The 20,550-nt window shown below is 71.1% G+C and carries 18 protein-coding genes; 7 read left to right on the top strand and 11 right to left on the bottom strand.

Features of this window, described 5'->3' with window-relative positions; translation table 11 throughout:
- The first annotated feature begins 253 nt into the window (after positions 1–253).
- The 4 genes from trhA to ACSLTV_RS21155 all read left to right on the top strand — a co-directional run bounded on the left by trhA (position 254) and on the right by ACSLTV_RS21155 (position 4,136).
- Positions 254–1,009 (top strand): PAQR family membrane homeostasis protein TrhA, encoded by a 756-nt coding sequence (gene trhA / locus ACSLTV_RS21170; RefSeq protein ID WP_432134725.1) that lies wholly within the window; start codon positions 254–256, stop codon positions 1,007–1,009.
- Between the two features lie 102 nt (positions 1,010–1,111).
- Complete coding sequence (locus ACSLTV_RS21165; protein ID WP_432134724.1) at positions 1,112–2,725, top strand: MFS transporter; 1,614 nt, start codon at positions 1,112–1,114, stop codon at positions 2,723–2,725.
- Positions 2,722–3,360: a TetR/AcrR family transcriptional regulator gene (locus tag ACSLTV_RS21160; protein WP_432134723.1), complete on the top strand. Its 639-nt coding sequence runs from the start codon at positions 2,722–2,724 to the stop codon at positions 3,358–3,360. Before ACSLTV_RS21165 ends, ACSLTV_RS21160 begins: the two co-directional genes overlap by 4 nt.
- A gap of 35 nt (positions 3,361–3,395) precedes the next feature.
- Positions 3,396–4,136 carry a Mut7-C RNAse domain-containing protein gene (locus tag ACSLTV_RS21155; RefSeq protein ID WP_432134722.1) on the top strand — a complete coding sequence of 247 codons (741 nt, stop codon included), beginning with the start codon at positions 3,396–3,398 and terminating at the stop codon, positions 4,134–4,136.
- Here ACSLTV_RS21155 and ACSLTV_RS21150 read toward each other — a convergent pair.
- From ACSLTV_RS21150 to ACSLTV_RS21130, 5 genes are all read right to left on the bottom strand, one after another.
- A complete protein-coding gene (locus ACSLTV_RS21150; protein WP_432134847.1) occupies positions 4,123–6,504 on the bottom strand; it encodes a galactose oxidase-like domain-containing protein in 2,382 nt (793 codons plus the stop codon). The genes ACSLTV_RS21155 and ACSLTV_RS21150 overlap by 14 nt on opposite strands.
- A gap of 65 nt (positions 6,505–6,569) precedes the next feature.
- Positions 6,570–7,766 carry a glycosyltransferase gene (locus tag ACSLTV_RS21145; protein WP_435612647.1) on the bottom strand — a complete coding sequence of 399 codons (1,197 nt, stop codon included), beginning with the start codon at positions 7,764–7,766 and terminating at the stop codon, positions 6,570–6,572.
- Complete coding sequence (locus ACSLTV_RS21140) at positions 7,763–9,421, bottom strand: ArnT family glycosyltransferase (RefSeq protein WP_432134720.1); 1,659 nt, start codon at positions 9,419–9,421, stop codon at positions 7,763–7,765. The genes ACSLTV_RS21145 and ACSLTV_RS21140 overlap by 4 nt, the downstream gene beginning before the upstream one ends.
- Complete coding sequence (locus ACSLTV_RS21135; protein WP_432134719.1) at positions 9,418–10,686, bottom strand: glycosyltransferase; 1,269 nt, start codon at positions 10,684–10,686, stop codon at positions 9,418–9,420. The genes ACSLTV_RS21140 and ACSLTV_RS21135 overlap by 4 nt, the downstream gene beginning before the upstream one ends.
- A gap of 193 nt (positions 10,687–10,879) precedes the next feature.
- Positions 10,880–12,937, bottom strand: a complete 2,058-nt coding sequence (locus tag ACSLTV_RS21130) for a thioredoxin domain-containing protein (protein ID WP_435612646.1) — start codon at positions 12,935–12,937, stop codon at positions 10,880–10,882.
- Between the two features lie 197 nt (positions 12,938–13,134).
- On the opposite strand from ACSLTV_RS21130, the gene ACSLTV_RS21125 reads away from it, so the two are divergent.
- Positions 13,135–13,701: a Uma2 family endonuclease gene (locus ACSLTV_RS21125; RefSeq protein ID WP_435612645.1), complete on the top strand. Its 567-nt coding sequence runs from the start codon at positions 13,135–13,137 to the stop codon at positions 13,699–13,701.
- A 209-nt stretch (positions 13,702–13,910) separates the two neighbouring features.
- Here ACSLTV_RS21125 and ACSLTV_RS21120 read toward each other — a convergent pair whose 3' ends face one another.
- The 3 genes from ACSLTV_RS21120 to mca all read right to left on the bottom strand — a co-directional run bounded on the left by ACSLTV_RS21120 (position 13,911) and on the right by mca (position 15,743).
- Positions 13,911–14,219: a hypothetical protein gene (locus tag ACSLTV_RS21120; protein WP_435612644.1), complete on the bottom strand. Its 309-nt coding sequence runs from the start codon at positions 14,217–14,219 to the stop codon at positions 13,911–13,913.
- Between the two features lie 329 nt (positions 14,220–14,548).
- Complete coding sequence (locus ACSLTV_RS21115; RefSeq protein WP_432134715.1) at positions 14,549–14,869, bottom strand: hypothetical protein; 321 nt, start codon at positions 14,867–14,869, stop codon at positions 14,549–14,551.
- Positions 14,862–15,743 (bottom strand): mycothiol conjugate amidase Mca, encoded by an 882-nt coding sequence (gene mca, locus ACSLTV_RS21110; protein ID WP_432134714.1) that lies wholly within the window; start codon positions 15,741–15,743, stop codon positions 14,862–14,864. Before mca ends, ACSLTV_RS21115 begins: the two co-directional genes overlap by 8 nt.
- Before the next feature lie 156 nt (positions 15,744–15,899).
- On the opposite strand from mca, the gene ACSLTV_RS21105 reads away from it, so the two are divergent.
- Together ACSLTV_RS21105 and greA are read left to right on the top strand one after the other, a co-directional pair.
- A complete protein-coding gene (locus ACSLTV_RS21105) occupies positions 15,900–16,301 on the top strand; it encodes a DUF4307 domain-containing protein (RefSeq protein ID WP_432134713.1) in 402 nt (133 codons plus the stop codon).
- A gap of 221 nt (positions 16,302–16,522) precedes the next feature.
- Positions 16,523–17,023, top strand: a complete 501-nt coding sequence (greA, locus tag ACSLTV_RS21100; RefSeq protein ID WP_432134712.1) for a transcription elongation factor GreA — start codon at positions 16,523–16,525, stop codon at positions 17,021–17,023.
- Positions 17,024–17,150: 127 nt separating this feature from the next.
- On the opposite strand, the gene ACSLTV_RS21095 is transcribed toward greA, so the two are convergent.
- The 3 genes from ACSLTV_RS21095 to ilvA form a co-directional block, all read right to left on the bottom strand.
- Positions 17,151–17,993 carry an ABC transporter permease gene (locus ACSLTV_RS21095; protein ID WP_432134711.1) on the bottom strand — a complete coding sequence of 281 codons (843 nt, stop codon included), beginning with the start codon at positions 17,991–17,993 and terminating at the stop codon, positions 17,151–17,153.
- The gene (locus ACSLTV_RS21090; protein ID WP_432134710.1) at positions 17,990–18,967 is read right to left on the bottom strand and encodes an ATP-binding cassette domain-containing protein; all 978 of its coding nucleotides are present in this window, start codon (positions 18,965–18,967) and stop codon (positions 17,990–17,992) included. The genes ACSLTV_RS21095 and ACSLTV_RS21090 overlap by 4 nt, the downstream gene beginning before the upstream one ends.
- Before the next feature lie 224 nt (positions 18,968–19,191).
- Positions 19,192–20,421 (bottom strand): threonine ammonia-lyase, encoded by a 1,230-nt coding sequence (gene ilvA / locus ACSLTV_RS21085; protein WP_435612643.1) that lies wholly within the window; start codon positions 20,419–20,421, stop codon positions 19,192–19,194.
- Positions 20,422–20,550 lie beyond the last annotated feature (129 nt).

Below are 20,550 nucleotides of genomic sequence, written 5' to 3'. Positions count from 1 at the left end.
CTAGGTGAGGGTTATTTCCTTATTGCCCCGTGGGGGCTGCGACCCGGATGCCGCCACAGATGCTCATCCGGTGCCGACCGCACTCATTTGATCATCCGACGGGTCGGCCCATATGTCCAGAGGGCGTCACAGATGAGCAGGGTGAGACGCGCCACGCACGCAGCGGTCGGAAGATGAGATGATGGCCACTCTTCGCCGCGATCCCGTCCCCAACTGATCCGTAACTTACGGTTCCGTAGGTACGATGCGGCGCATGACAGCGCCCGCCCCCGATGCGCCCATGGACGCCCCGGCCGCCGGCCAGGGGTCCGACGCGCCCGCGCCTTCTCTGCCCCGCCAGCTCAAGCACCAGGTCGCCCAGCACCTGACCGACCCGATCAAGCCGAGACTGCGCGGCTGGCTGCACCTCGGCATGTTCCCGGCCGCCCTCGTCGCCGGCCTGGTCCTCACCGCGCTCGCGGACTCCACCCGCGGCCGGGTGGCCTGCGGCATCTACGTCCTGACGGCCTGCCTCCTGTTCGGCGTGAGCGCGCTGTACCACCGCGGGAACTGGAGCCCGCGCATGGACGGCATCCTGCGCCGGCTGGACCACGCCAACATCTTCCTGATCATCGCCGGCACCTACACCCCGCTGACCATGCTGCTCCTGCCCGGCGCCAAGGGGCAGTGGCTGCTGTGGGGCATCTGGGCCGCGGCCGCCGCCGGCATCGTGTTCCGGGTGTTCTGGGTCGGCGCCCCGCGCTGGCTCTACACCCCCTGCTACCTGGCCATGGGCTGGGCGGCGGTGTTCTTCCTTCCGGACTTCATGCGTGCCGGCGGCATCGCCGTGCTGGTCCTGGTGATCGTCGGCGGCGTGCTCTACAGCGTCGGCGGCGTCATCTACGGCATCAAGCGGCCGAACCCGTCACCGCGCTGGTTCGGCTTCCACGAGGTGTTCCACTCCTTCACCCTCGCGGCGTTCGTCGTGCACTACGTCGGCATCTCGCTGGTGGCGTACCAGCACGCCTAGCCGGCTACCGCCGCTCGACGCGGGGCCACGGTCTGCGGACCGTGGCCCCTTTTTTTGCGCGCCCGTTGACAGCGCCTGGCTTTTGACAGCTACTCTCATTTCATGGCAACTGTCACTACGCCGGTCGAGCCGCGCCTCGACCCACGCCGCTGGTGGGCCCTCGGGGCCCTGGTCGCGAGCATGCTGACGCTCGGCTTCGACACGACGATCCTCAACGTCACCCTCCCGACGATGGCCGCCGACCTCGGCGCCACCACGGGCGAACAGCAGTGGATGGCCGACGCGTACGTCGTCGTCTTCGCGTCGCTGATGCTCCCGGCGGGCCTGCTCGGCGACCGGTTCGGACGGCGCCGGATGCTGGTCGCGGGCCTCGCGCTGTTCCTCGTCGGCTCGCTGGCCGGCGCGCTCGCCGGGGATGTGACCGCCGTGGTCGCGGCCCGCGCCGCGATGGGCGTCGGAGCCGCGCTGATCACCCCGCTGGCGCTGTCCGTCGTACCGTCGCTGTTCCCGGCCGACGAACGGGGCAAGGCCGTCGGCGTCATCTCCGCCGCCTCGGCGCTCGGCCTGCCGCTCGGCCCGATCATCGGCGGCTGGCTGCTCAACCACTTCTGGTGGGGCTCGGTCTTCCTGGTCAACGTCCCCATGGCCGCCCTCGGCATCGCCGCCTGCGTGCTGCTGCTCCCCGAGACCCGCGACCCGTCCTCGCCCAGGGTGGACGCCCTGTCGGCGGCGCTCGGCGTGAGCGGGCTCGGCGCCCTCGTCTACGGGTTCATCGACGCCCCCGAGCGCGGCTGGGACGCCCCGCCGATCCTCGTCCTGTTCGCCGCGTCCGCCGTCCTGCTCACCGCGCTGGTGGTGCGCGAACGCCGGGTCGAGCGCCCCATGCTCGACATGACGCTGCTCGCCCACCGCGGCTTCCTGCTCAACACCGTCGCGGCCACGCTGGTGATGTTCGTCCTGTCCGGGCTGCTGTTCGTGCTGCCGCCCTATCTGCAGGCCGTTCTCGGCAACGACGCCCTGGGCACCGGGGTGCGGCTGCTGCCGATGATGGGCGGCCTGCTGGTGGCCTCCCGCACCGCCGCACCGCTCGCCGCCCGCTTCGGCGCCCGGCTCACCGTGAGCGCCGGACTGGCCGTACTGGCCTTCGCCGCGCTCCTCGGCAGCCGTACGAGCGCGGCCTCCGGCTACGGCTTCACCGCCCTGTGGCTCTCCGTCACCGGCCTCGGCTTCGGCCTCTCGCTCATCCCCGCGATGAACGGCGCCCTGGGCGCGCTGCCCCGCGACCGCGCTGGCAGCGGCTCCGGACTCCTGATGACCCTGCGCCAGGTCGGCGGCGCCCTCGGCATCGCCCTGCTCGGCAGCCTCCTGTCCGGCACCTTCCGGGACCGGCTCGACGTCACCGGACTGCCCGCGCGGGCCGCCGACACCGCCGGGGACTCCGTGGTCGCGGCGCACCTCGTCGCCGAGAAGGCCGGTCCCGTCAGGGGCACGGACCTGGTCGCCTCGGCGAACAGCGCCTACGTCCACGGGATGGGCGTCGTCCTGCTGGTGTGCGGGATCGCGGCGCTCGTCTCCGCCCTGCTGGCGGCGGCCTTCCTCACCGGGGCGCCCGACCCGGGGACCGCTGAGGCAGCCGAGCCCACCGAGACCGCCGAGCCCACCGGGCCCGGCACGGACCCGGCCATGGCGGCGCCGCCGGAGCGTGCCGGACAATGACCTGCATGACGGCCGCACGAAGCACCTCCCCCGCCGACCGCCCCCGCCTCGGACTGCGCGAGCGCAAGAAGATCAAGACACGGGAGGCGATCCGCACGGCGATGTACGCACTGGTCAAGGAGCAGGGCTACGAGGCCACGACCATCGACCAGATCGCCGAGCGCGCCGAGGTGTCCCCGTCGACCGTCTTCCGGTACTTCCCCACCAAGGAGGACATCGTCCTCACCGACGAGTACGACCCGGTCCTCATGGAGATGCTGCGGGACCGCCCGGCGGACGAGCCGTGGGCGGACTCCATCCGGCACGTCATGCTGGCGGCCGCCCGGGTGGGGGTCGAGGAGGACCGGGAGGTGGCGCGGCTGCGCACCCACCTGCTGGTCCACGTCCCGGCGGTGCGCTCGCGGATGATGGAGACCATGTCGGTCACCGGCCGCATGCTGTCCACCGCGATCAGCGAGCGCACCGGACTCGCCCCCGACAGCCTGGAGGTCCGCGTCCACGCGATGGCCCTCATGGGCGGCCTGATGGAGACGTCGATGTACTGGGCGGAACACGGCCACGAGGGCGACCTCGCCCCGCTCCTCGACCGCGCCCTCGACGTCCTGGAACACGGCCTGCCGGACCGGAAATCCTGAGGCCGGGCCGCCCGGCCCGTGCCATCCTTGACCGGGTGAACGCACCCGAGATCCACGTCGAAGTAGCTCCCGAACTGGCCGTCTTCGTCCCGCACCACCGCCGTGCCGGAGCCACCGCGCTCGCCGTCGACGGTGTGTCGACCCTCGGCCATGTCGTCGAGTCGCTCGGCGTGCCGCTCACGGAGGTCGGCACCCTGACCGTCGACGGCCGCGAGGTCCCGGTGTCCCACGTCCCGGCGCACGGCGAGTCGGTCCTGGTCGGGCCGGTCGCCCACCCGCAGCGGGTGCCCGGCGCCCCCCTGCGCTTCCTCCTCGACGTCCACCTCGGCACCCTGGCCCGCCGGCTGCGCCTGCTCGGCGTCGACACCGCGTACGAGTCCACCGACCTCGGTGACCCGGCGCTCGCCGCGCTCTCCGCCGCCGAGAAGCGCGTCATGCTCAGCCGCGACCGTGGCCTGCTGCGCCGCCGGGAACTCTGGGCCGGCGCCTACGTCTACAGCACCCGCCCCGAGGACCAGCTGCGCGACATCCTCGGCCGCTTCCGCCCCGAGCTACGACCCTGGACCCGCTGCACGGCCTGCAACGGCCTGCTGCGCGAGGCCACCAAGGAGGAGGTGGCCGACCAGCTGGAGCACGGCACCCGGCGGACGTACGACGTCTTCGCCCGGTGCGCGGACTGCGGCCGCGCGTACTGGAAGGGCGCCCACCACGACCAGCTGGTGGCGATCGTGGAGGACGCCCTGAGCCTGCGTCAGGAGCCGGTCAGCGACGCCTGACGTCCTGCGCGTCGCACGCGACCCCGTTGCGGTTGCGGTCCAGCTTCAGCGGGTCGTCCTTGCCGTTGACGGCCAGCCGCCCGTACTCGTTCTTGCGCAGCCACTCGCAGCGGGCCGCCGTCGTCCTCTTCACCTGGGCCGGGAACACCGTCGGCACGCACACGTTGGCGGAGCCGTAGTGCCGGTCGCACCCGGAGATCGCCGTGCTCAGCGGCTGCGACGTCCGCTTCTGCCCCGGCTTGGTCACCTTGCCCTGGAGGTCGTCCGCGAAGGAGTGGATGTGCGGCGACGGCGCGCCGCTCGACGAGGACACCGAGAACGTCGACAGCGAGTCGGTGCTCAGGGCGGCGGGACCCGTCAGGTGGACCCACTCGGCCACCGACGGCACCCCGTTCGCGTCGACCGCGAAGAGCATGTACCAGCCGGGCGGCGCCAGGTTGGGGTTGCTCGTCACGTTGAGGTCGACGTTGTTCCCGTCGACGGACAGGGGCAGGTCCACGAACCGCTGGTTGGGGTCGGAGGAGTGGGTGACCGCCGCCGGCCGGATCAGCTCCGCCTTGGCGATGGGCCGGTCGACCGTGATGCGCTGGGTGTCGCCGTAGTTCCACTCGGAGTCGATCACCGAGGTGATCGACGGCCGGGCGCCCTTGAACAGGTAGGGCGGGCTGTAGATCGACACGTCGTGGTTCCAGCTGCCGTTGCCCGGGTTGTCGCCGGTGGTCATCACACGGCCGTCGGGCAGCAGGAACGCCGACGAGTGGTAGCCGCGCTCCTCCGGGTCCGGCACCACCGGGTCGAAGGTGCCGGCGGCCGGGTCGTACAGCGACGACTCGTACACCGGGTCGGCCCGGTTGTGCAGCGCGCCGCCGGTCTCCAGCACCTTGCCGTCGGGCAGCAGGACCGCGGAGACGTACATCTTGCCCTGCGCGCCGGTCTCGGCGACCGGCCCGTTGCCGAGGTCGACGGTGCCCTGCGGCAGCGGCGGCCCGGCGACGTAGGCGGGGTTGGCGGCCTTGAGGTCGATGACGTCGGTGAGCCGGTTGCCGTCGGGGTTGCTGTCGATGTTGCCGCCGCCGAGGGTGAGGACCCGCTGGTCCTGCGCGGGCGGCAGCAGCACGCTCGCCGACTGGTCCCGCTGGTCCTTGTTCTGCAGACCCGGCACCTCGGTGATGGTGTTGGCGTCGTAGTCGTAGATCGCCGAGCCCGTGCCGGGGATGTTGTTGCCGAAGACGTGGCTGCCGGAGTAGAAGAGGCGGCCGTCCTGCATCAGGATCATCGACGGGTACAGGCCCCAGTACGACCAGGTCTGGTTGACCTGCCAGGTCGGCAGCCACTTCTGCTGCGCGTCCGACCAGCGCTCGGCGGTCACCGATCCGGTCGAGTCCTCCCGCAGCCCGCCGAACGACAACACGTCACCGTTGCCCATGATCGTCGCCGACGGGTACCAGTGGCCGTCGTTGAGGTCGTTGGTCTTGGTGTAGGTCTCGGTCGCCGGGTCGAAGATGTACGAGTCCTTGAGCCCCTCGTAGCCGTGCGTGCCCGCCGCGTCGGGGTAGGCGCGGTTGCCGCTCATCACCAGCACCCGGCCGTCCTGCAGTTGCACGTGCCCGGCGCAGAACATGTCCTTCGGGGTCGGGATGACCTTGTAGCTGCCGTCGGCGGGGTCGTACACGGCGCTGGTGAAGGTGCCCGCGGCGAACAGCTCCTCACTGTTGCCGGAACCGGCGATCAGCAGCACCTTGCCGTTGTTGAGGACGACGGAGTGCATGGAGCGCACCGGGTTCTGGGTGGGCAGCACGTCCCACTTCCCGTCCGCGCACTGCTCGGCGGTGCCCGTGCAGTCGGCGGGCGGCAGGGGCTGCGCCACCTGCTCCATGGTGTAGTCGTCGGTGGTCGCCGAGCCGGTGCCGTACACCGACACGCCCCAGGTGATGCGGTCGGTGCCGGCCGGCACCTCGGGGGTGCGCACCGACGCCTGGGTCCAGGCGGCGGCCATGTCCAGGGTCTTGAGGTCGGTCCAGTACTGCCAGCCGGCGGTGGTGTCGTGCCGGAACACGGTCACCGCGGTGTCCGGGGTCGTCGACTTGTACCAGAGGGACAGGTCGTACTGCCGCCCCGGCGACACCGTGGGCGCGCACTCGGCCGACTCGGTGATCAGGGCCTTGCGGTCGCCGTCGACGCGTCGGGTCAGCTCCACCCTCATGGCCTTGGAGCCGCTGTGGGCGTCGTTGACGGTGGTGAAGGTGAAGTCGTTGTCCCCCCAGCCGGACTTCTCCCAGCAGTACGGCATGTCGCCGGTACCGGCGGTCTCGAAGCCCGGGTTCTTGATCAGATTGGCGGCGGACGCGGACTGCGGCGAGCTGAGCATCAGCCCCCCGGTCAGCCCGGCCACCGCCAGGATGGCGGTCGTCCTTCGGCGTCTTGTCACACGGCTCACACGGCCCTCCTAGCGGCGGTACGGCGGCTGCCGCGCATCCCCCTGCGCGGCAGGTAGACCAGCGCTTCGGTGCCGACGAAGCGCAGGACGAACGTGGTGACCAGGGCCAGCGCGGTGGCCGGCAGGGCCGACATGCCGAAGCGGTGCACGAGCAGCGCGATCAGCGGGATGCGCAGCACCAGGTCGGCGTTGGCGAGGAGCGCGAACCGGCCGAGCCGGTCCCACCAGCGGCGGTGGTCGCGCCGGTCGCGGAAGAGCAGGTGCTCGATGAGGTAGAAGTTCCAGCCGACGCCGAGCTGGTTGGCGAGGATCTCGGCGGGCACGTAGTGCACCCCGGCGGCGGTCAGGGCGTACAGGCCGAGCAGGTTGGGCACGAAACCGCTGAGCCCGATCAGACCGAAGCCGACCATGCGGGCGACCGGGGAGGCGGTGCGCAGTCCGGCGAGGTGGCGCAGGAACCTCACGCCTTCCTGCGCGGTCGACTTGGACTCTCCGGCGTAGCGGTCCTGGAAGACGAACGGCACCTCGGTGACGGTGCGCGGGCGGCTGCGGACCGCGAGTTCGAGGAGGATCTTGTAGCCGAGCGGTTTGAGGACGTCGGCGGTGACGGCGCTGCGGCGGATCGCGAAGAAGCCGCTCATGGGGTCGCTGATGCCGTGCAGCCGGCGCGGGAAGAGCGCCTTGGTCAGCCAGGTCGCCGCGCGGGAGACGGCGACGCGGTAGCTGCCGGCGAGCCCGGCGCGGCTGCCGCCCTTGATGTAGCGGGAGGCGACGACGAGTCCGGCGCCCGTCCGTTCGCCCGTGGCGACGAGTTCCGGCACCAGCGAGGGCGGGTGCTGGCAGTCGCCGTCCATGACGACGATCCAGTCGGAGCCGGCCGCCTTCATGCCCTCGACGACCGCGCCGCCGAGCCCTCCTACGGGCTGCTCGCGGTGGAGCACGGTCACCGGGAACGGGCAGTCCTTCGCCGCGTCGCGGATCACGTCGGGGGTGTCGTCGGTGGAGTCGTCCACGAAGACGACCTCGCAGGGCAGCCGGGCGGGCACCGACGCGGTGATCTGGTGCAGCAACTGCCGTACGTTCTGCGACTCGTTGAAGGTCGGTACGACGATGGTGACGGCCCCGGGCTCCGGGATCTCGGTGGCCCCGGTCTCCGGGACGCGGGCGGTGTACTCGGTGTACTCGTGGGTCATCGGACGCCTCCCGCGGCCTGGCCGGTGGTCTGGATCTCCCGGATCTCGATGCGGTCCTCGCCGGTGCCGAAGGTGGCGACGGGCCGGGAGTGTTCGAGGGCGGCCCGGACGCCGGGCAGGTCGGGGGCGTCGCGGCGCACGGTGGGTGAGGCGACGACGTAGTCGATGTCGCGCCAGCCGTGGGGCAGGGTCTTCGTCACGGCGGGGTCGAGGTCGGCCTTGTAGAACCAGATCGCGCCGGTCCCGGGCTGGAAGCCCTGGTGGACGAGGTCCAGCCAGAGCGCGTCGTCGACCAGGACGCGGGTGTTCCCCGGGTCGTCGATCTCCCGGTCCAGCCAGCTCGCGGCCGCCCGGTAGGGGGCGTTGGCGTCGGCGGTCATCGCGGTGCGGTCACCGTCGTACCAGCGCGGCAGGACGTAGGCGCCGGCGGCGAGCGCGAGGAGCACGGCGACGCCGTACCGCCCGCCGGTCAGCCACCGCTTCTCGCCGTCGGCGCGCCGTCGGCGCAGGATGCCGTGGGCGACGCTGGCGGTGCCGCCCGCGAGGACCAGCGCGAGGAAGGGCAGCACCTGGATGACGTACATGGCGGGCAGGTAGCCGCTGGGCCGCATGGCGACGACGGCCAGGACCGCCACCGCGAGGGAGGGGCCGGCCAGGGCGCGGGCGGTGACCGACCAGCGCCAGGTGGCCAGGAGCAGCAGGGCGCCGGCCAGGCCGCCGAGGATCAGGACGTGGTCGTAGTACAGCCAGGACCGCAGCACGCCGTGGGAGCCGGAGCCCGCGTCGAGGATGAAGCCGGAGCCGGGGCGGGTCATCTGGTAGGTGATGCCGTCCCAGAGCGAGACGTGCCCGCTGCCCGGCAGCAGTTCGCCTTTGAGGAGGGCGAACAGCGGATAGGAGAAGCCGATCAGCGCGCAGGCGGTGACGGCGCCGGTCACGGCGAACTTCCGGGTGTCGCGGTGGCTGTGCCGCCACATGGTGAGCAGGACCGCCGGGAGGACGAAGAGCATCGTCTCCTTGGTGAGGACGGCGGTCGCGGCGGCGACGCCCGCGCCGAAGTGGTGCCAGAGGTGGCGGCTGGGCGAGGCGGCCAGGGCGAACGCGAGCAGCGTCCACATCACGGCGAGGTTGTCGAGGAAGATCTCCCGCTGCAGGACGACGGAGAGCGGGGACAGCCCGAAGAGCGCCATGCCGAGCCCGGCGGCCCAGCGGGGCAGGGACAGCCGTCGGCCGAGGACGTAGAGGAGGACGGCGCTGACCGCGCTGACGACGAGCATGGCCGCGCGCATCGCCGCGACCGTCATGGACGCGGGGGCGATCAGCTTGGGTATCCAGGTCAGCAGGGCGAGCTGGATCCAGCCGAGCGGCGGGTGGTCGTACCAGTAGGTGTAGTGGGCGAGGCCGCGGCCCTCCTGGACGGCCCAGGCCTGGGCGAGGTAGGTGCCCTCGTCGTCGCTGAGGGTGGGGTAGTCGGCGATGTTCCAGCCCTGCACGACGAGGATCGCCACCAGGAGCGCGCCGCACAGGAGGAGGTCGGGACGGGACGAGCGCAGCCGCTTCGGCGGGGCTGTCCGGCCGGTCGGAGGGGTCTCGGGCACAGCTCGGCGCTGCGCGGGGACCTTCGGTCGGGTCACCGCGGGAAGGGTGGAGGTCACGCAGGAACGTCCTCTCGGGTCACTGCGGAATCGGTGAGATGCGCTCCGACGTGGGTGGTGAGCTCCCAGTCGTTGCGGCCGCGCTGCTCACGCCAGACGGCGCGGACGGCCGCTCCGGCGAGCAGCACCTGGTAGAAGGGGCCGCCGACGACCAGCTTCACGTAGTGGGCGAAGCGCACGCGCAGTCCGTACTGCCGGCCGAAGTCGTGCAGGCCCACGACCTCGAAGACGAAGGTGACCAGCGCGGTCACGGCCGGCAGGAAGGTGATGAAGGCGATCCCGACGGGCACGTCGAGGAAGAGGGCGATCGCCACGTTGAGCGGGATGATGAGGCCGGAGAACGCCTGAAGGAACGGCGTCATGAGGGTGTAGCGGGCGAGCAGCCGCTGCCCGAAGGTGGGCAGTTGCTTCCAGTCCTTCTTCCGGTACACCTGGAGGAAGCCCTGGTTCCAGCGGGTGCGCTGCTTCAGCAGGGACATCAGGCTGCCGGGGGTCTCCTCCCGGGTGACCATGTCGGAGTCGTAGGCGACGACGACCTTCTTGCCGACGCTGGAGAGCCGTACGCCCAGGTCGCAGTCCTCGGCGAGGCAGTCGGGGTCCCAGCCGTCGGCTTCCCGGAGCACGTCCGTGCGGACGAAGACGGTGTTGCCGCCGAGCGGGATGAAGCCCTTCTGCGCGTGCAGGTGGAGCCGGGAGCGGAACCAGAAGAAGTACTCCAGGCAGTTGCGCAGGCTGTACCAGCTGGAGTGGAAGTTGATCAGCTGGACGCCGCCCTGGACGACGTCGGCGCCGGTGGTCCGGAAGGCGTGGTCGACGTGCGCCAGCAGCTCCGGGTGGACCTGGTCCTCGGCGTCGAAGACCCCGACGACGTCGCCGCGGCAGTGCGGCAGCGCCGTGTTCATGGCCTTCGGCTTGTTCTTCTTCTCGTGGGTGTCGACGACGACCCGGACGCGCGGGTCGCGCTCCTCGGCCGCGCGGGCGACGGCCGTGGTCTCCGGGTCGTCGTGGCCGACGATGACGATGATCTCGAAGTCGGTGTGGCTGGACTCCAGCAGCCGCTGGATGGTGTGGTCGAGCACGGCCTGTTCGTGCCGGGCCGGCAGCAGCAGTGAGAAGGACACGTGCTGGTCCCCCTCGGGGCTGCCGAAGCGGGTGGAGGCGAGCACCTCGGGCGTGCGCCACGCGTGCATCTGCCACCACAAGGTGAACGCCGCCATCCAGAACAAGGCCAGTGAGATGGCGGCGATGAAGACAGACGTCAGCAAACAGATCCCCCCAGATCTTGAAGCCCCCTGACGCGACGGCGCGTCACACCCGTCGCGTCACTGTGGAGAGATTAGGGGGGATTCGTGAAATGCGGGAGGTGTTGCGATAAACGGCTTGTTTCGGAGTTGACGCGACACTACTCGGACTTATCCGAACCAGAGATGATCCCCCGGGTGCGGAATTTGTCCTTCCCTATCCGTTTCCACCGCTCAGTGCCGCCCGCAAGTGCTCGCTGTCCGTCGTCGGGGCGTCACAGACGAAGTGACGGCAGACGTACGCGGCCGGTTCCCCGTCCACCAGCGGCCGGTCCGCCAGCAGCGGGAACTCCTCACTGCCCGCGGTCCCGTAGGCCACGACCGCCCCGGGAGAGGTCCCCAGCAGCGCCGTGCGGTGCAGCTCCCTCGCCGCCGGATCGTCCAGCGCGGGCCCCACCACGGCGACCTCCCGCGGCCCGGCCAGCGCCGCCTCGGCGACCGCCAGCCCCCACCCGATGAACCGCGGCACCCGCGGCCCGAGCGCCTTCACCACGCCGAGCGCCTTCTCGGCCGCCGCCCGGTACGCACCGCCCCCGGCCCCCTGCGCGGGCGACGCACCGGTGTGCGCGGCGTAGGCGAGCAGCGCGCCCGCGGCCGCCGTCCACCCCGAGGGCGTCGCGTTGTCGGTCGGGTCCTGCGGCCGCCTGATCAGCCGCTCCGCGTCCACCGCCGTGTCGTACAGCGTGCCGTCCTCACCGGTGAAACGGGCCAGCACATGGTCCAGCAGGAACCCGGCGAACTCCAGCCACACGCCCTCACCGGTGACCGAGGCCAGGGCCAGGAACCCCTCGGCGACATCCGCGTAGTCCTCCAGCACCCCGGAGTGCGCCCCGGCCCGCCCGTCCCTGCTGGTCCGGCTGAGCCGCGCCCGGTCGTCCAGATGCAGCCGTACGAGGAGGTCGGCGGCGGCCACCGCGGCCTCCACCAGATCGGGCCGGTCGAAGTAGGCGCCGGTCTCGGCGAGCGCGGCGACCGCGAGCCCGTTCCAGGCGGCGACCACCTTGTCGTCCCGGCCCGGCGCCGGCCGCTCGGCGCGGGCGGCGAGCATCCGGGCCCGCACCGAGTCGATCCGCGCCGCGTCGAACACCTCTTCCTGCTGCGGCAGCCGAAGCACCGAGGAGCCGTGCTCGAAGGTGCCCTCCTCGGTCACGCCGAAGTACCGGGCGGCGAGCCCGGCGTCCTCCCCGAGTACCTCGTCGAGCCGCCGCGGCGTCCAGACGTAGTACGCCCCCTCGACGTGCCGGCCGCTCCCGTCGTCGCTGTCCGCGTCCAGCGCGGAGGCGAAACCGCCCTCGGGCGTGCGCAGTTCACGGACCATGAAGTCGGCGGTCTCCAGCGCGACCCGCCGGGCGAGCTCCGAACCGGTGGCCCGCCACAGGTGCGCGTACACCCGGCACAGCAGGGCGTTGTCGTAGAGCATCTTCTCGAAGTGGGGTACCACCCAGTCCCGGTCCACCGAGTAGCGGGCGAAGCCGCCGCCGAGCTGGTCGTAGATGCCACCGCGCGCCATCCGCTCACACGTGTCCCGTGCCATCTGCAGCGCCCCCTCGGAGCCGGTGCGGGCGTGGTGCCGGAGCAGGAACTCGATCACCATGGCCGGGGGGAACTTCGGCGCGCCGCCGAAGCCGCCGCGCTGCGGGTCGTACTCCCGGGTGAGGCCGAGCAGCGCCTGCGCCAGCTCCTCCTCGCCCGGTGTCTCGGTGCCGCCGTAGGAGATCTCCCGACCGGCCAGGTCCCGCACGATCTTCCCGGCCACCTCGGCGACCTCCTCCCGCCGTTCGTCCCAGGCCAGGTGGACGCCCTCCAGCACCTGCCGGAAGGACGGCATGCCGTGGCGCGGCGCGGGCGGGAAGTAGGTGCCGAAGTAGAACGGCTCGGCGTCCGGGGTCAGGAACACGGTCATGGGCCAGCCGCCCTGACCCGTGGCCGCCTGCACCGCCTCCATGTACACGGCGTCGACGTCGGGGCGCTCCTCGCGGTCGACCTTCACACTCACGAAGTGCTCGTTCAGGTACGCAGCGGTGTCGTCGTCCTCGAAGGACTCGTGCGCCATGACGTGGCACCAATGACACGCGGAGTATCCGACCGACAACAAAACGGGTGCATCGCGCCGTTTCGCTTCCTCGAACGCCTCCGGTCCCCACGGCCACCAGTCGACCGGATTGTCAGCGTGCTGAAGCAGATAAGGCGAGGTCACACCAGCCAACCGGTTCATGCGCCCCAGCCTCTCACAGCGCCCGGCGCGACCGATGAAGCCTTCACGGGATCGCTGAGCTCGGCTGACTTGCACTCGTGCGCCATTACGCAGTGGGCGACTCCGTCCCCCTCCGAGACGGGCAGCCCGACACCTCGGAACAGTAGGCTGGGCGCAGCAGTGCCGGCCCTGCCGAGGCTCCTCCAAGGAGGTACACCATGACCGCCGAGATGGTGGCGCCCGCGTGGATGCATTCGCAGATCAGCGCGGAGCAGTACGACTCCTGGTCCGAGGAGCAGTGCGCCGGCATCGAGATCGTGGACGGGATGGTCGTCGTGAGCCCGAGCGCCTCCAAACGGCACAACCGGCTGGCTCGGATCCTGGCCAATGCCCTGGACGCCGCCGCGGGGCCCGACTGGAACGCGGACACGGACTTCGACGTCCGACTGCAGGACGTTCCCCTCACCAACCGCCGTCCGGACGTCACCGTCTACCGGGCGGAGACCATCGACGTCACGCCCACCCGCCCCGAGCATGTGCTCCTGGTCGTCGAGGTCGTGTCGCCCGGTTCGGAAACAACCGACCGCGTCGTGAAGGTGGACCAGTACGCCAAGTCCGGCATCCCCTTCTACTGGCGGGTCGAGCAGGCCGCCACCGGCGTCCCGATCGTCTACACCTACGTCCTCGACCCCGCCACCAAGGCTTACAGGGACGGCGAGATGTTCACCGGCACGGTGAAGGCCACCGCACCTTTCTCCCTCACGGTCGATCTCGGGGACATGTAGGGACGTTGCGGGCATCCGTGGCTTCGGGCGCGGAAGGTGGCCGGACACGTCGCCGTCCATCGAATCCGCACGGCAGGTCTTCACAACCCCGGCACGCACCGTGAAGACACACGCTTCGTCCCGCCGGTCATTTGCGGTCGGCGTCGCAACCCCCTGCCGCACCGGACAGGAAACGCCAAGGGGTGCCCGGCCCAGCCATACGCCATGGCTCAGGCGTGGGTCGTGGTGGGCGCCTGCTCGGCTGGGACGCTCCGCCGGGCCGCGCGCGTCCGCCCGGTGCCCGCTCTGGACGGGGCAAGGAAGCCGACGAGGAGCGCGGCGACGCCGAAGCCCACCGCGACGCACAGCGCGACGCCCGTGAACTGGCTGAAGAGCTGGGGCGCCTGGGCACCGCCGACCAACTGCTCGGGCCCGTACAACTGGACCACGGTGTACGCGGCAGTAATCCCCCCGAGCACCACCAGCGCGCTGAGGAAAAGCGGCAGCAGCCGACCCAGACGCGGGGCGGCGGCAGCCACGGGAGAGACGCTCGCGCCGGCTTCCGGCGGATCGGTGTCGCGCACGGCGAGGCGTGGACCTGCGGGGAGCCGGCCTTGGTGGGCGCGGGCAACGCGCGCACGGCGCGGGCGTGGGCCCTGTATGACGAGGCGGTCGGCGCGCCCGCTGTGTGACGCCGGGGTCGGCGGCTGCCGGCTGGGGCCGGAGCGCGAGGTGTCGCTGGAGGCGGGCGGCAGGCCTGGCGCGCCTCGGCATGGCGGCGGACCTCCACGCCCACCGGGTGACGGGCGTGGAGGTGCCGCCACCGAGCCGGTGAGCGCGCTCTGGGCCACCACTGGCCCGGGCGCTCCTAGGCCTTCTTCTGGGCCTTCTCGCCGGAGGCGGTCTTCTCCCCGGAGGTGACGTTCCCCACGGAGGCGGCCCGCTCCTGGGAGGGAATCGCCTCGCCGGACGGGGCCGCCTCGCCGGAGGAGGGGGCCTCCGGTTCCTTGAAGTCGACCCTGCCCATGTGCCGGTTCATCGACTTCATCAGGGCCCACACCGCCACCGCCATCGCCGCGAAGACGAGGAAGCCCAGGACACCGGGGGTGACCTTGTTCTCGTCGATCTCCTTGGCGAGGGGGAGGAGCTGGGCCGCTGCCACACTCACGCTTGCGCTCATGTCAGGCATTGTCCCGGATGCCCGCGAAGAGGTCGTCCTCGGGGAGGGAGGTGTCCACGAGCGACTTCGCCAGCTCGTACTCCTCCGTCGGCCAGACCTCCCGCTGGAGCTCCATCGGCACCCGGAACCAGCCGCCGTCGGGGTCGATCTGCGTGGCGTGGGCGATCAGCGCCTTGTCGCGGATCTCGAAGAAGTCCGCGCACGGGACGTGCGTGGTCAGCGTGCGCTCCACCCGCTCGAACTCCTTCCACCGCTTCAGCCACTCCCCGTACGGGGACTCCAGGCCCCGGTCGAGCATTGCCTGGTGCAGCGCCTCGGTGCGGGGCCGGTTGAAGCCCTGGTTGTAGTAGAGCTTGAGCGGCTGGTAGGCGGGCCCGAAGCGGTCCTCGGGGTACTTCTCGGTGTCCGCCGCGCCCTCGAACGCCACCATGGAGATCTTGTGGGTCATGATGTGGTCGGGGTGGGGATACCCGCCGTTCTCGTCGTAGGTGGTGATCACCTGGGGACGGAAGGCGCGGATCTGCTTCACCAGCTCGCCGGCGGCCTCGTCGACGTCCTCCAGGGCGAAGCAGCCCTCCGGCAGCGGCGGCAGCGGGTCGCCCTCGGGCAGGCCCGAGTCGACGAAGCCGAGCCACTCCTGCTTGACGCCGAGAATCTCCCGGGCCTCGTCCATCTCCTTCTTGCGTACCTCGTGGATGTGCTCCTCGATGTACGCGTCGCCCTGCAGCTTGGGGTTGAGGATGGAACCGCGCTCCCCGCCCGTGCAGGTCACCACCAGCACGTCCACCCCCTCGGAAACGTACTTCGCCATGGTGGCCGCGCCCTTGCTGGACTCGTCGTCGGGGTGGGCGTGCACGGCCATCAGTCGCAGTTGGTCAGTCAAGACTCAGATCCTCAAGTGTCGGCGCCCCACGTCGAAGGGGGCTAACGGCGGCTTCTATAGTGACGGAATCGGGGGTCGAATAATTCCGGGGCCGGACCGGGCGGGCGGCTTTCGGACGGTCACCGCCCCGCCGATGCCCTTGCCGAGAGGACGATCATGAGTACGACGGCGAGCCCCCGAGTACCCGAGGGGCGTTACGGCCGCTCCTCGGACGAGCGCGCCGACCGCAGACTCAAGATCGCCGCGGGGGCGTTCGGCGTGGTGCTGCTGGCGTTGATGGGGTACTTCGCCTACCACTACATCGCCAAGAACGAGATCAGCGGACAGGTGATCGCCTTCCAGGCGAGCGATGACGCCGTGCGGGTGCATCTGGAGGTCCACAAGGACGCCGGCGTCGACGGTTACTGCACGATCCGCTCGCAGGCCGCCGACGGGGCCGAGGTCGGCCGGGCCGACTTCCGCTTCTCCGGCCCGGACACCCGTATCGACCGGGTGGTCACCCTGCGTACCACGGAGAAGGGCACGACCGCCGAGCTGCTCGGCTGCCACGTCGGCTGAAGCCCGGCCGGCCCCCGGCCGGGGCTCGGCTTAGCCCTGGTCGACGCGGCGCCGTCGCCTGGAATGCGTGGGCGGTGACCTGCGCTGACGTAATTCTGGTGGCTTATGTCCTCCCCCTGTGGCCACTGAATTGTTAGGCTCGTGGTTTCGCCCTCCCATGGAGGAACATGCTTCTGGGTAGGGCGATGCTTTGTATTCCCAGTACCGACGAGGAGCACCCTGTGACCCAGACCAGCGAGAACGTCACCTGGCTGACCCAGGAGGCGTACAACAAGCTCAAGGATGAGCTTGAGTACCTTACTGGTCCTGCGCGCACGGAGATCGCCGCCAAGATCGCGGCCGCGCGCGAGGAGGGCGACCTGCGCGAGAACGGCGGGTACCACGCGGCGAAGGAGGAACAGGGCAAGCAGGAACTCCGTGTCCGCCAGCTGACCCAGCTTCTGGAGAACGCCCAGGTCGGCGAGGCCCCGGCGTCGACGGACGGTGCGGTGGCGCCCGGCATGGTCGTGACGATCGCCTTCGACGGCGACGAGGACGACACCCTGTCCTTCCTGCTCGCCTCGCGCGAATACGCGAGCGCCGACATCGAGACGTACTCGCCGCAGTCCCCGCTGGGCGCCGGCGTGATCGGCCACAAGGTCGGCGAGGACGCCGAGTACGAGCTGCCCAACGGCAAGAAGGCCTCCGTGCGCATCCTCAAGGCCGACCCCTACAACGGCTGACCCAGAGCCGCCCTGCGACCGACCGCCCCCGGCGTCCCTCGGGACACCGGGGGCGCGGCGTCGGGACCACCGCGCACCGGGGCGCAGCGGGGTGACCCGGCGGGCCGGCTGCGCCGTGCGAACCCTCTCAGCCGGCTGCCCGGCGGTACTTGCGGACGGCGAGGGTACGGAAGGCGAGGATGATCAGGACGGACCAGATCAGCGAGGCCCACACCGGGTGCTGCATGGGCCAGGCGTCGGGTACCGGGTAGCCCTCCGGGAAGTTGCCGAAGAGTTCCCGGCACGCCTGGACGGTGGCGCTGAAGGGGTTCCAGTAGGCGATGGTCTGCAGGAACGACGGCATGTTCTCGGCCGGCACGAAGGCGTTGGAGATGAACGTCAGCGGGAACAGCCAGATCAGGCCGCCGGAGGTGGCCGCCTCGGGGGTGCGCACGGACAGGCCGATCAGCGCGCCGATCCAGGAGAACGCGTAGCCGAGCAGGAGCAGGAGGGCGAAGCCCGCGAGCACCTCGGCGAAGTTCGCGTGGGTGCGCCAGCCGACCAGGACGGCGACGAGCGCGAGGACGACCAGGGTCAGGGTCGTCTGGACGAGGTCGGCGAGGGTGCGGCCGGTGAGGACCGCGCCGCGCGACATGGGCAGGGAGCGGAAGCGGTCGATGAGGCCCTTGTGCATGTCGTCGGCGATGCCCGCGCCCGCCCCGGCGGTGGCGAAGGTGACGGTCTGCGCGAAAATGCCCGCCATCAGGAACTCGCGGTATCCGGACGCGCTGAGACCGGCGCCCGGGACGCTGATCGAGCCGCCGAAGACATAGCTGAACAGCACGACGAACATGATGGGCTGGACCAGCCCGAAGATGATCACTTCGGGGATGCGGGTCATGCGGATCACGTTGCGCTTGGCGACGACGAGGGAGTCACGGGCGGACTGTCCGACGGCGGTGCCGCGCACGGTGTCGGTGAGGGTGCTCATCGGGCGGTCTCCTGCTCGGTGGTGGTGTCCTCGGACTCGGCAGCGTGTCCGGTCAGGGAGAGGAACACGTCGTCGAGGGTGGGGCGGCGCAGGCCGATGTCGTCGATCTCGATGCCCCGGCCGTCCAGCTCGCGGATGACCTCGGCGAGGAGCTTGGCACCGCCGGTGACCGGAACGGTGAGCTTGCGCATGTGCTCCTCGATCGCGGTGTCGCCCTTGCCGAAGCCGGTCAGCACCTCCGCCGCGGCCGGTATGTGTTCGCGCTCGTGCACCACGACCTCGACGCGCTCGCCCCCGGTGCGGGCCTTGAGCTGGTCGGAGGTGCCGCGGGCGATGACCCGGCCGTGGTCGACGACCGCGATCTCGTGGGCGAGGTGGTCGGCCTCCTCCAGGTACTGGGTGGTCAGCAGCAGGGTCGTACCGCCGGAGACGAGCTGTTTGATGACTTCCCACAGCAGTTGGCGGTTGCGCGGGTCGAGACCGGTGGTGGGCTCGTCCATGAACATGACCGGCGGGGAGACCACGAGGGCGGCGGCCAGGTCGAGGCGGCGGCGCATGCCGCCCGAGTAGGTCTTGGTGGGGCGGTCGGCGGCGTCGGTGAGGTCGAAGCGTTCCAGCAGTTCGTCGGCGCGGGCCTTCGCCGCCTTCGCCCGCATCTGGTAGAGCTGCCCGACCATCTGCAGGTTCTCGCGGCCGGTCAGGTACTCGTCGACCGCCGCGAACTGGCCGGACAGGCCGATGGAGCGGCGCACGCGGTCGGGGTGGGCGAGGACGTCGATGCCGGCCACCGATGCCTGGCCGCGGTCGGGGCGCAGCAGGGTCGTCAGGCAGCGGACGGTGGTGGTCTTTCCCGCTCCGTTGGGGCCGAGCAGGCCCAGGACCGTGCCCTCCGGGACGTCGAGGTCGACGCCGTCCAGAGCCTTGACGTCTCCGAAGGTCTTGACCAGCCCCTCGGCATGGATGGCGCCTGGCATAGAAGTTCTCCGCGTCGTCGGGGATACGTCTTCGAGTGGGAACAGTAACGCGATGTATCGCGTGTCTCAATGGATTTGTCGGCGGTGCATCCGAACGGGTGAGACGGGGTCAGGGGAAGAGCGGTGCCGGGGTGGGCGCGGTGTCGGAGTATGGGGTGGGCGCGGTGTCGGGGTATCGAGGTGGCCGCGGTGTCGGGGCGGTGGGCAGTGGGCGGTGGGCGGTGTCAGCCGAGCACGGTGTGGCCCGCCGCGCGCAAGGCCTGGCCGACCTCGGCGCAGTGGGCCGGGCCCTTGGTCTCCAGATGCAGCTCCACCTCCGCCTCCGTCAGCCCGAGGCGCGGGTCGGTGCGGACATGACTGACGTCGAGGACGTTGGCGTCCACCCCCGACAGCACCCCGAGCAGCGCCGCGAGCGCGCCCGGCCGGTCCGTCAGCCGGACCCGTACCGCCAGGTAGCGGCCCTGCGCGGCCATGCCGTGGCGCAGCACGCGCTGCAGCAGCAGGGGATCGACGTTGCCGCCGGACAGCACCGCCACGACCGGCCCCTCGAAGGCGCCCGGGTCGTGCAGCAGCGCGGCGACGGGGCTGGCGCCGGCCGGCTCCACCACCAGCTTGGCCCGCTCCAGGCAGAGCAGCAGCGCGGTGGACAGCTCGTCCTCGCTCACCGTGCGCACCTCGTCCACCAGGTCGCGCACGATCGCGAACGGCACGTCACCGGGCCGGCCCACCCTGATGCCGTCGGCCATCGTGACCGGGTTGCCGAGCGCCACCGGGTGCCCGGCGGCCAGCGACGGCGGGTACGCGGCCGCCCCGGCGGCCTGCACCCCGACGATCCGCACGTCGGGCCGCACCGACTTCACGGCCACCGCGACACCCGCCGCGAGACCGCCGCCGCCGATGCCGACCACGACCGTGCGCACCTCCGGGCACTGCTCCAGGATCTCCAGGCCCACCGTGCCCTGCCCGGCGATGATGTCCGGGTGGTCGAAGGGGTGGATGAACACCGCGCCGGTCTCGGCCGCGTACTCCTGGGCGGCGGCCAGCGTCTCGTCGACGACCTGGCCCTGCAGGCGCACCTCGGCGCCGTAGTCCCGGGTCGCGCTGATCTTCGGCAGGGGCGCGCCCCGCGGCATGAAGACCGTCGCCCGCACGCCCAGCAGCGACGACGCCAGTGCCACGCCCTGCGCGTGGTTGCCCGCGCTGGCGGCGACGACCCCGGCGGCCCGCTCCTCCGGGAGCAGCCCGGCGATCCGTACGTAGGCGCCGCGCAGCTTGAAGGAGCCGGTCCGCTGGAGGTTCTCGCACTTGAGGTGCACGGGCTCGCCGACGAGCTGGGACAGGTACCTGCTGCCTTCCATGGCGGTCGTCCGTGCCACGCCCGACAGCATCTTCTGGGCGCCGCGCACGTCGTCGAGGGTGACCGGCCGCAGGATGTCAGTCGTGCTGGAGCTCATGACTCCAGCATCGCAGTTCACAGGCGGGAGCGAGCGCTGTGACCAACCGGCGAGATCGGTTTGCGCGGGGCAGGTACGGCACGGCTTCGGGCCGCGTAACCTGTTTCCCCAACCCAGCACCCCTGATGA

The organism is Streptomyces sp. bgisy159, from assembly GCF_965341775.1.
Classification (GTDB): domain Bacteria; phylum Actinomycetota; class Actinomycetes; order Streptomycetales; family Streptomycetaceae; genus Streptomyces.
Note: the sequence above shows the minus strand (reverse complement) of the source record. Positions and strands in the feature narration are given on the sequence as shown.

Bases quoted from the DNA above. Each gene is read 5' to 3' on its own strand.
- trhA (WP_432134725.1), top strand. From the start codon at position 254: ATGACAGCGCCCGCCCCCGATGCGCCCATGGACGCCCCGGCCGCCGGC.
- ACSLTV_RS21165 (WP_432134724.1), top strand. From the start codon at position 1,112: ATGGCAACTGTCACTACGCCGGTCGAGCCGCGCCTCGACCCACGCCGC.
- ACSLTV_RS21160 (WP_432134723.1), top strand. From the start codon at position 2,722: ATGACCTGCATGACGGCCGCACGAAGCACCTCCCCCGCCGACCGCCCC.
- ACSLTV_RS21150 (WP_432134847.1), bottom strand. From the start codon at position 6,504: ATGCTCAGCTCGCCGCAGTCCGCGTCCGCCGCCAATCTGATCAAGAAC.
- ACSLTV_RS21145 (WP_435612647.1), bottom strand. From the start codon at position 7,766: ATGACCCACGAGTACACCGAGTACACCGCCCGCGTCCCGGAGACCGGG.
- ACSLTV_RS21130 (WP_435612646.1), bottom strand. From the start codon at position 12,937: ATGAACCGGTTGGCTGGTGTGACCTCGCCTTATCTGCTTCAGCACGCT.
- ACSLTV_RS21125 (WP_435612645.1), top strand. From the start codon at position 13,135: ATGACCGCCGAGATGGTGGCGCCCGCGTGGATGCATTCGCAGATCAGC.
- ACSLTV_RS21115 (WP_432134715.1), bottom strand. From the start codon at position 14,869: ATGCCTGACATGAGCGCAAGCGTGAGTGTGGCAGCGGCCCAGCTCCTC.
- ACSLTV_RS21105 (WP_432134713.1), top strand. From the start codon at position 15,900: ATGAGTACGACGGCGAGCCCCCGAGTACCCGAGGGGCGTTACGGCCGC.
- ACSLTV_RS21095 (WP_432134711.1), bottom strand. From the start codon at position 17,993: ATGAGCACCCTCACCGACACCGTGCGCGGCACCGCCGTCGGACAGTCC.
- ACSLTV_RS21090 (WP_432134710.1), bottom strand. From the start codon at position 18,967: ATGCCAGGCGCCATCCATGCCGAGGGGCTGGTCAAGACCTTCGGAGAC.
- ilvA (WP_435612643.1), bottom strand. From the start codon at position 20,421: ATGAGCTCCAGCACGACTGACATCCTGCGGCCGGTCACCCTCGACGAC.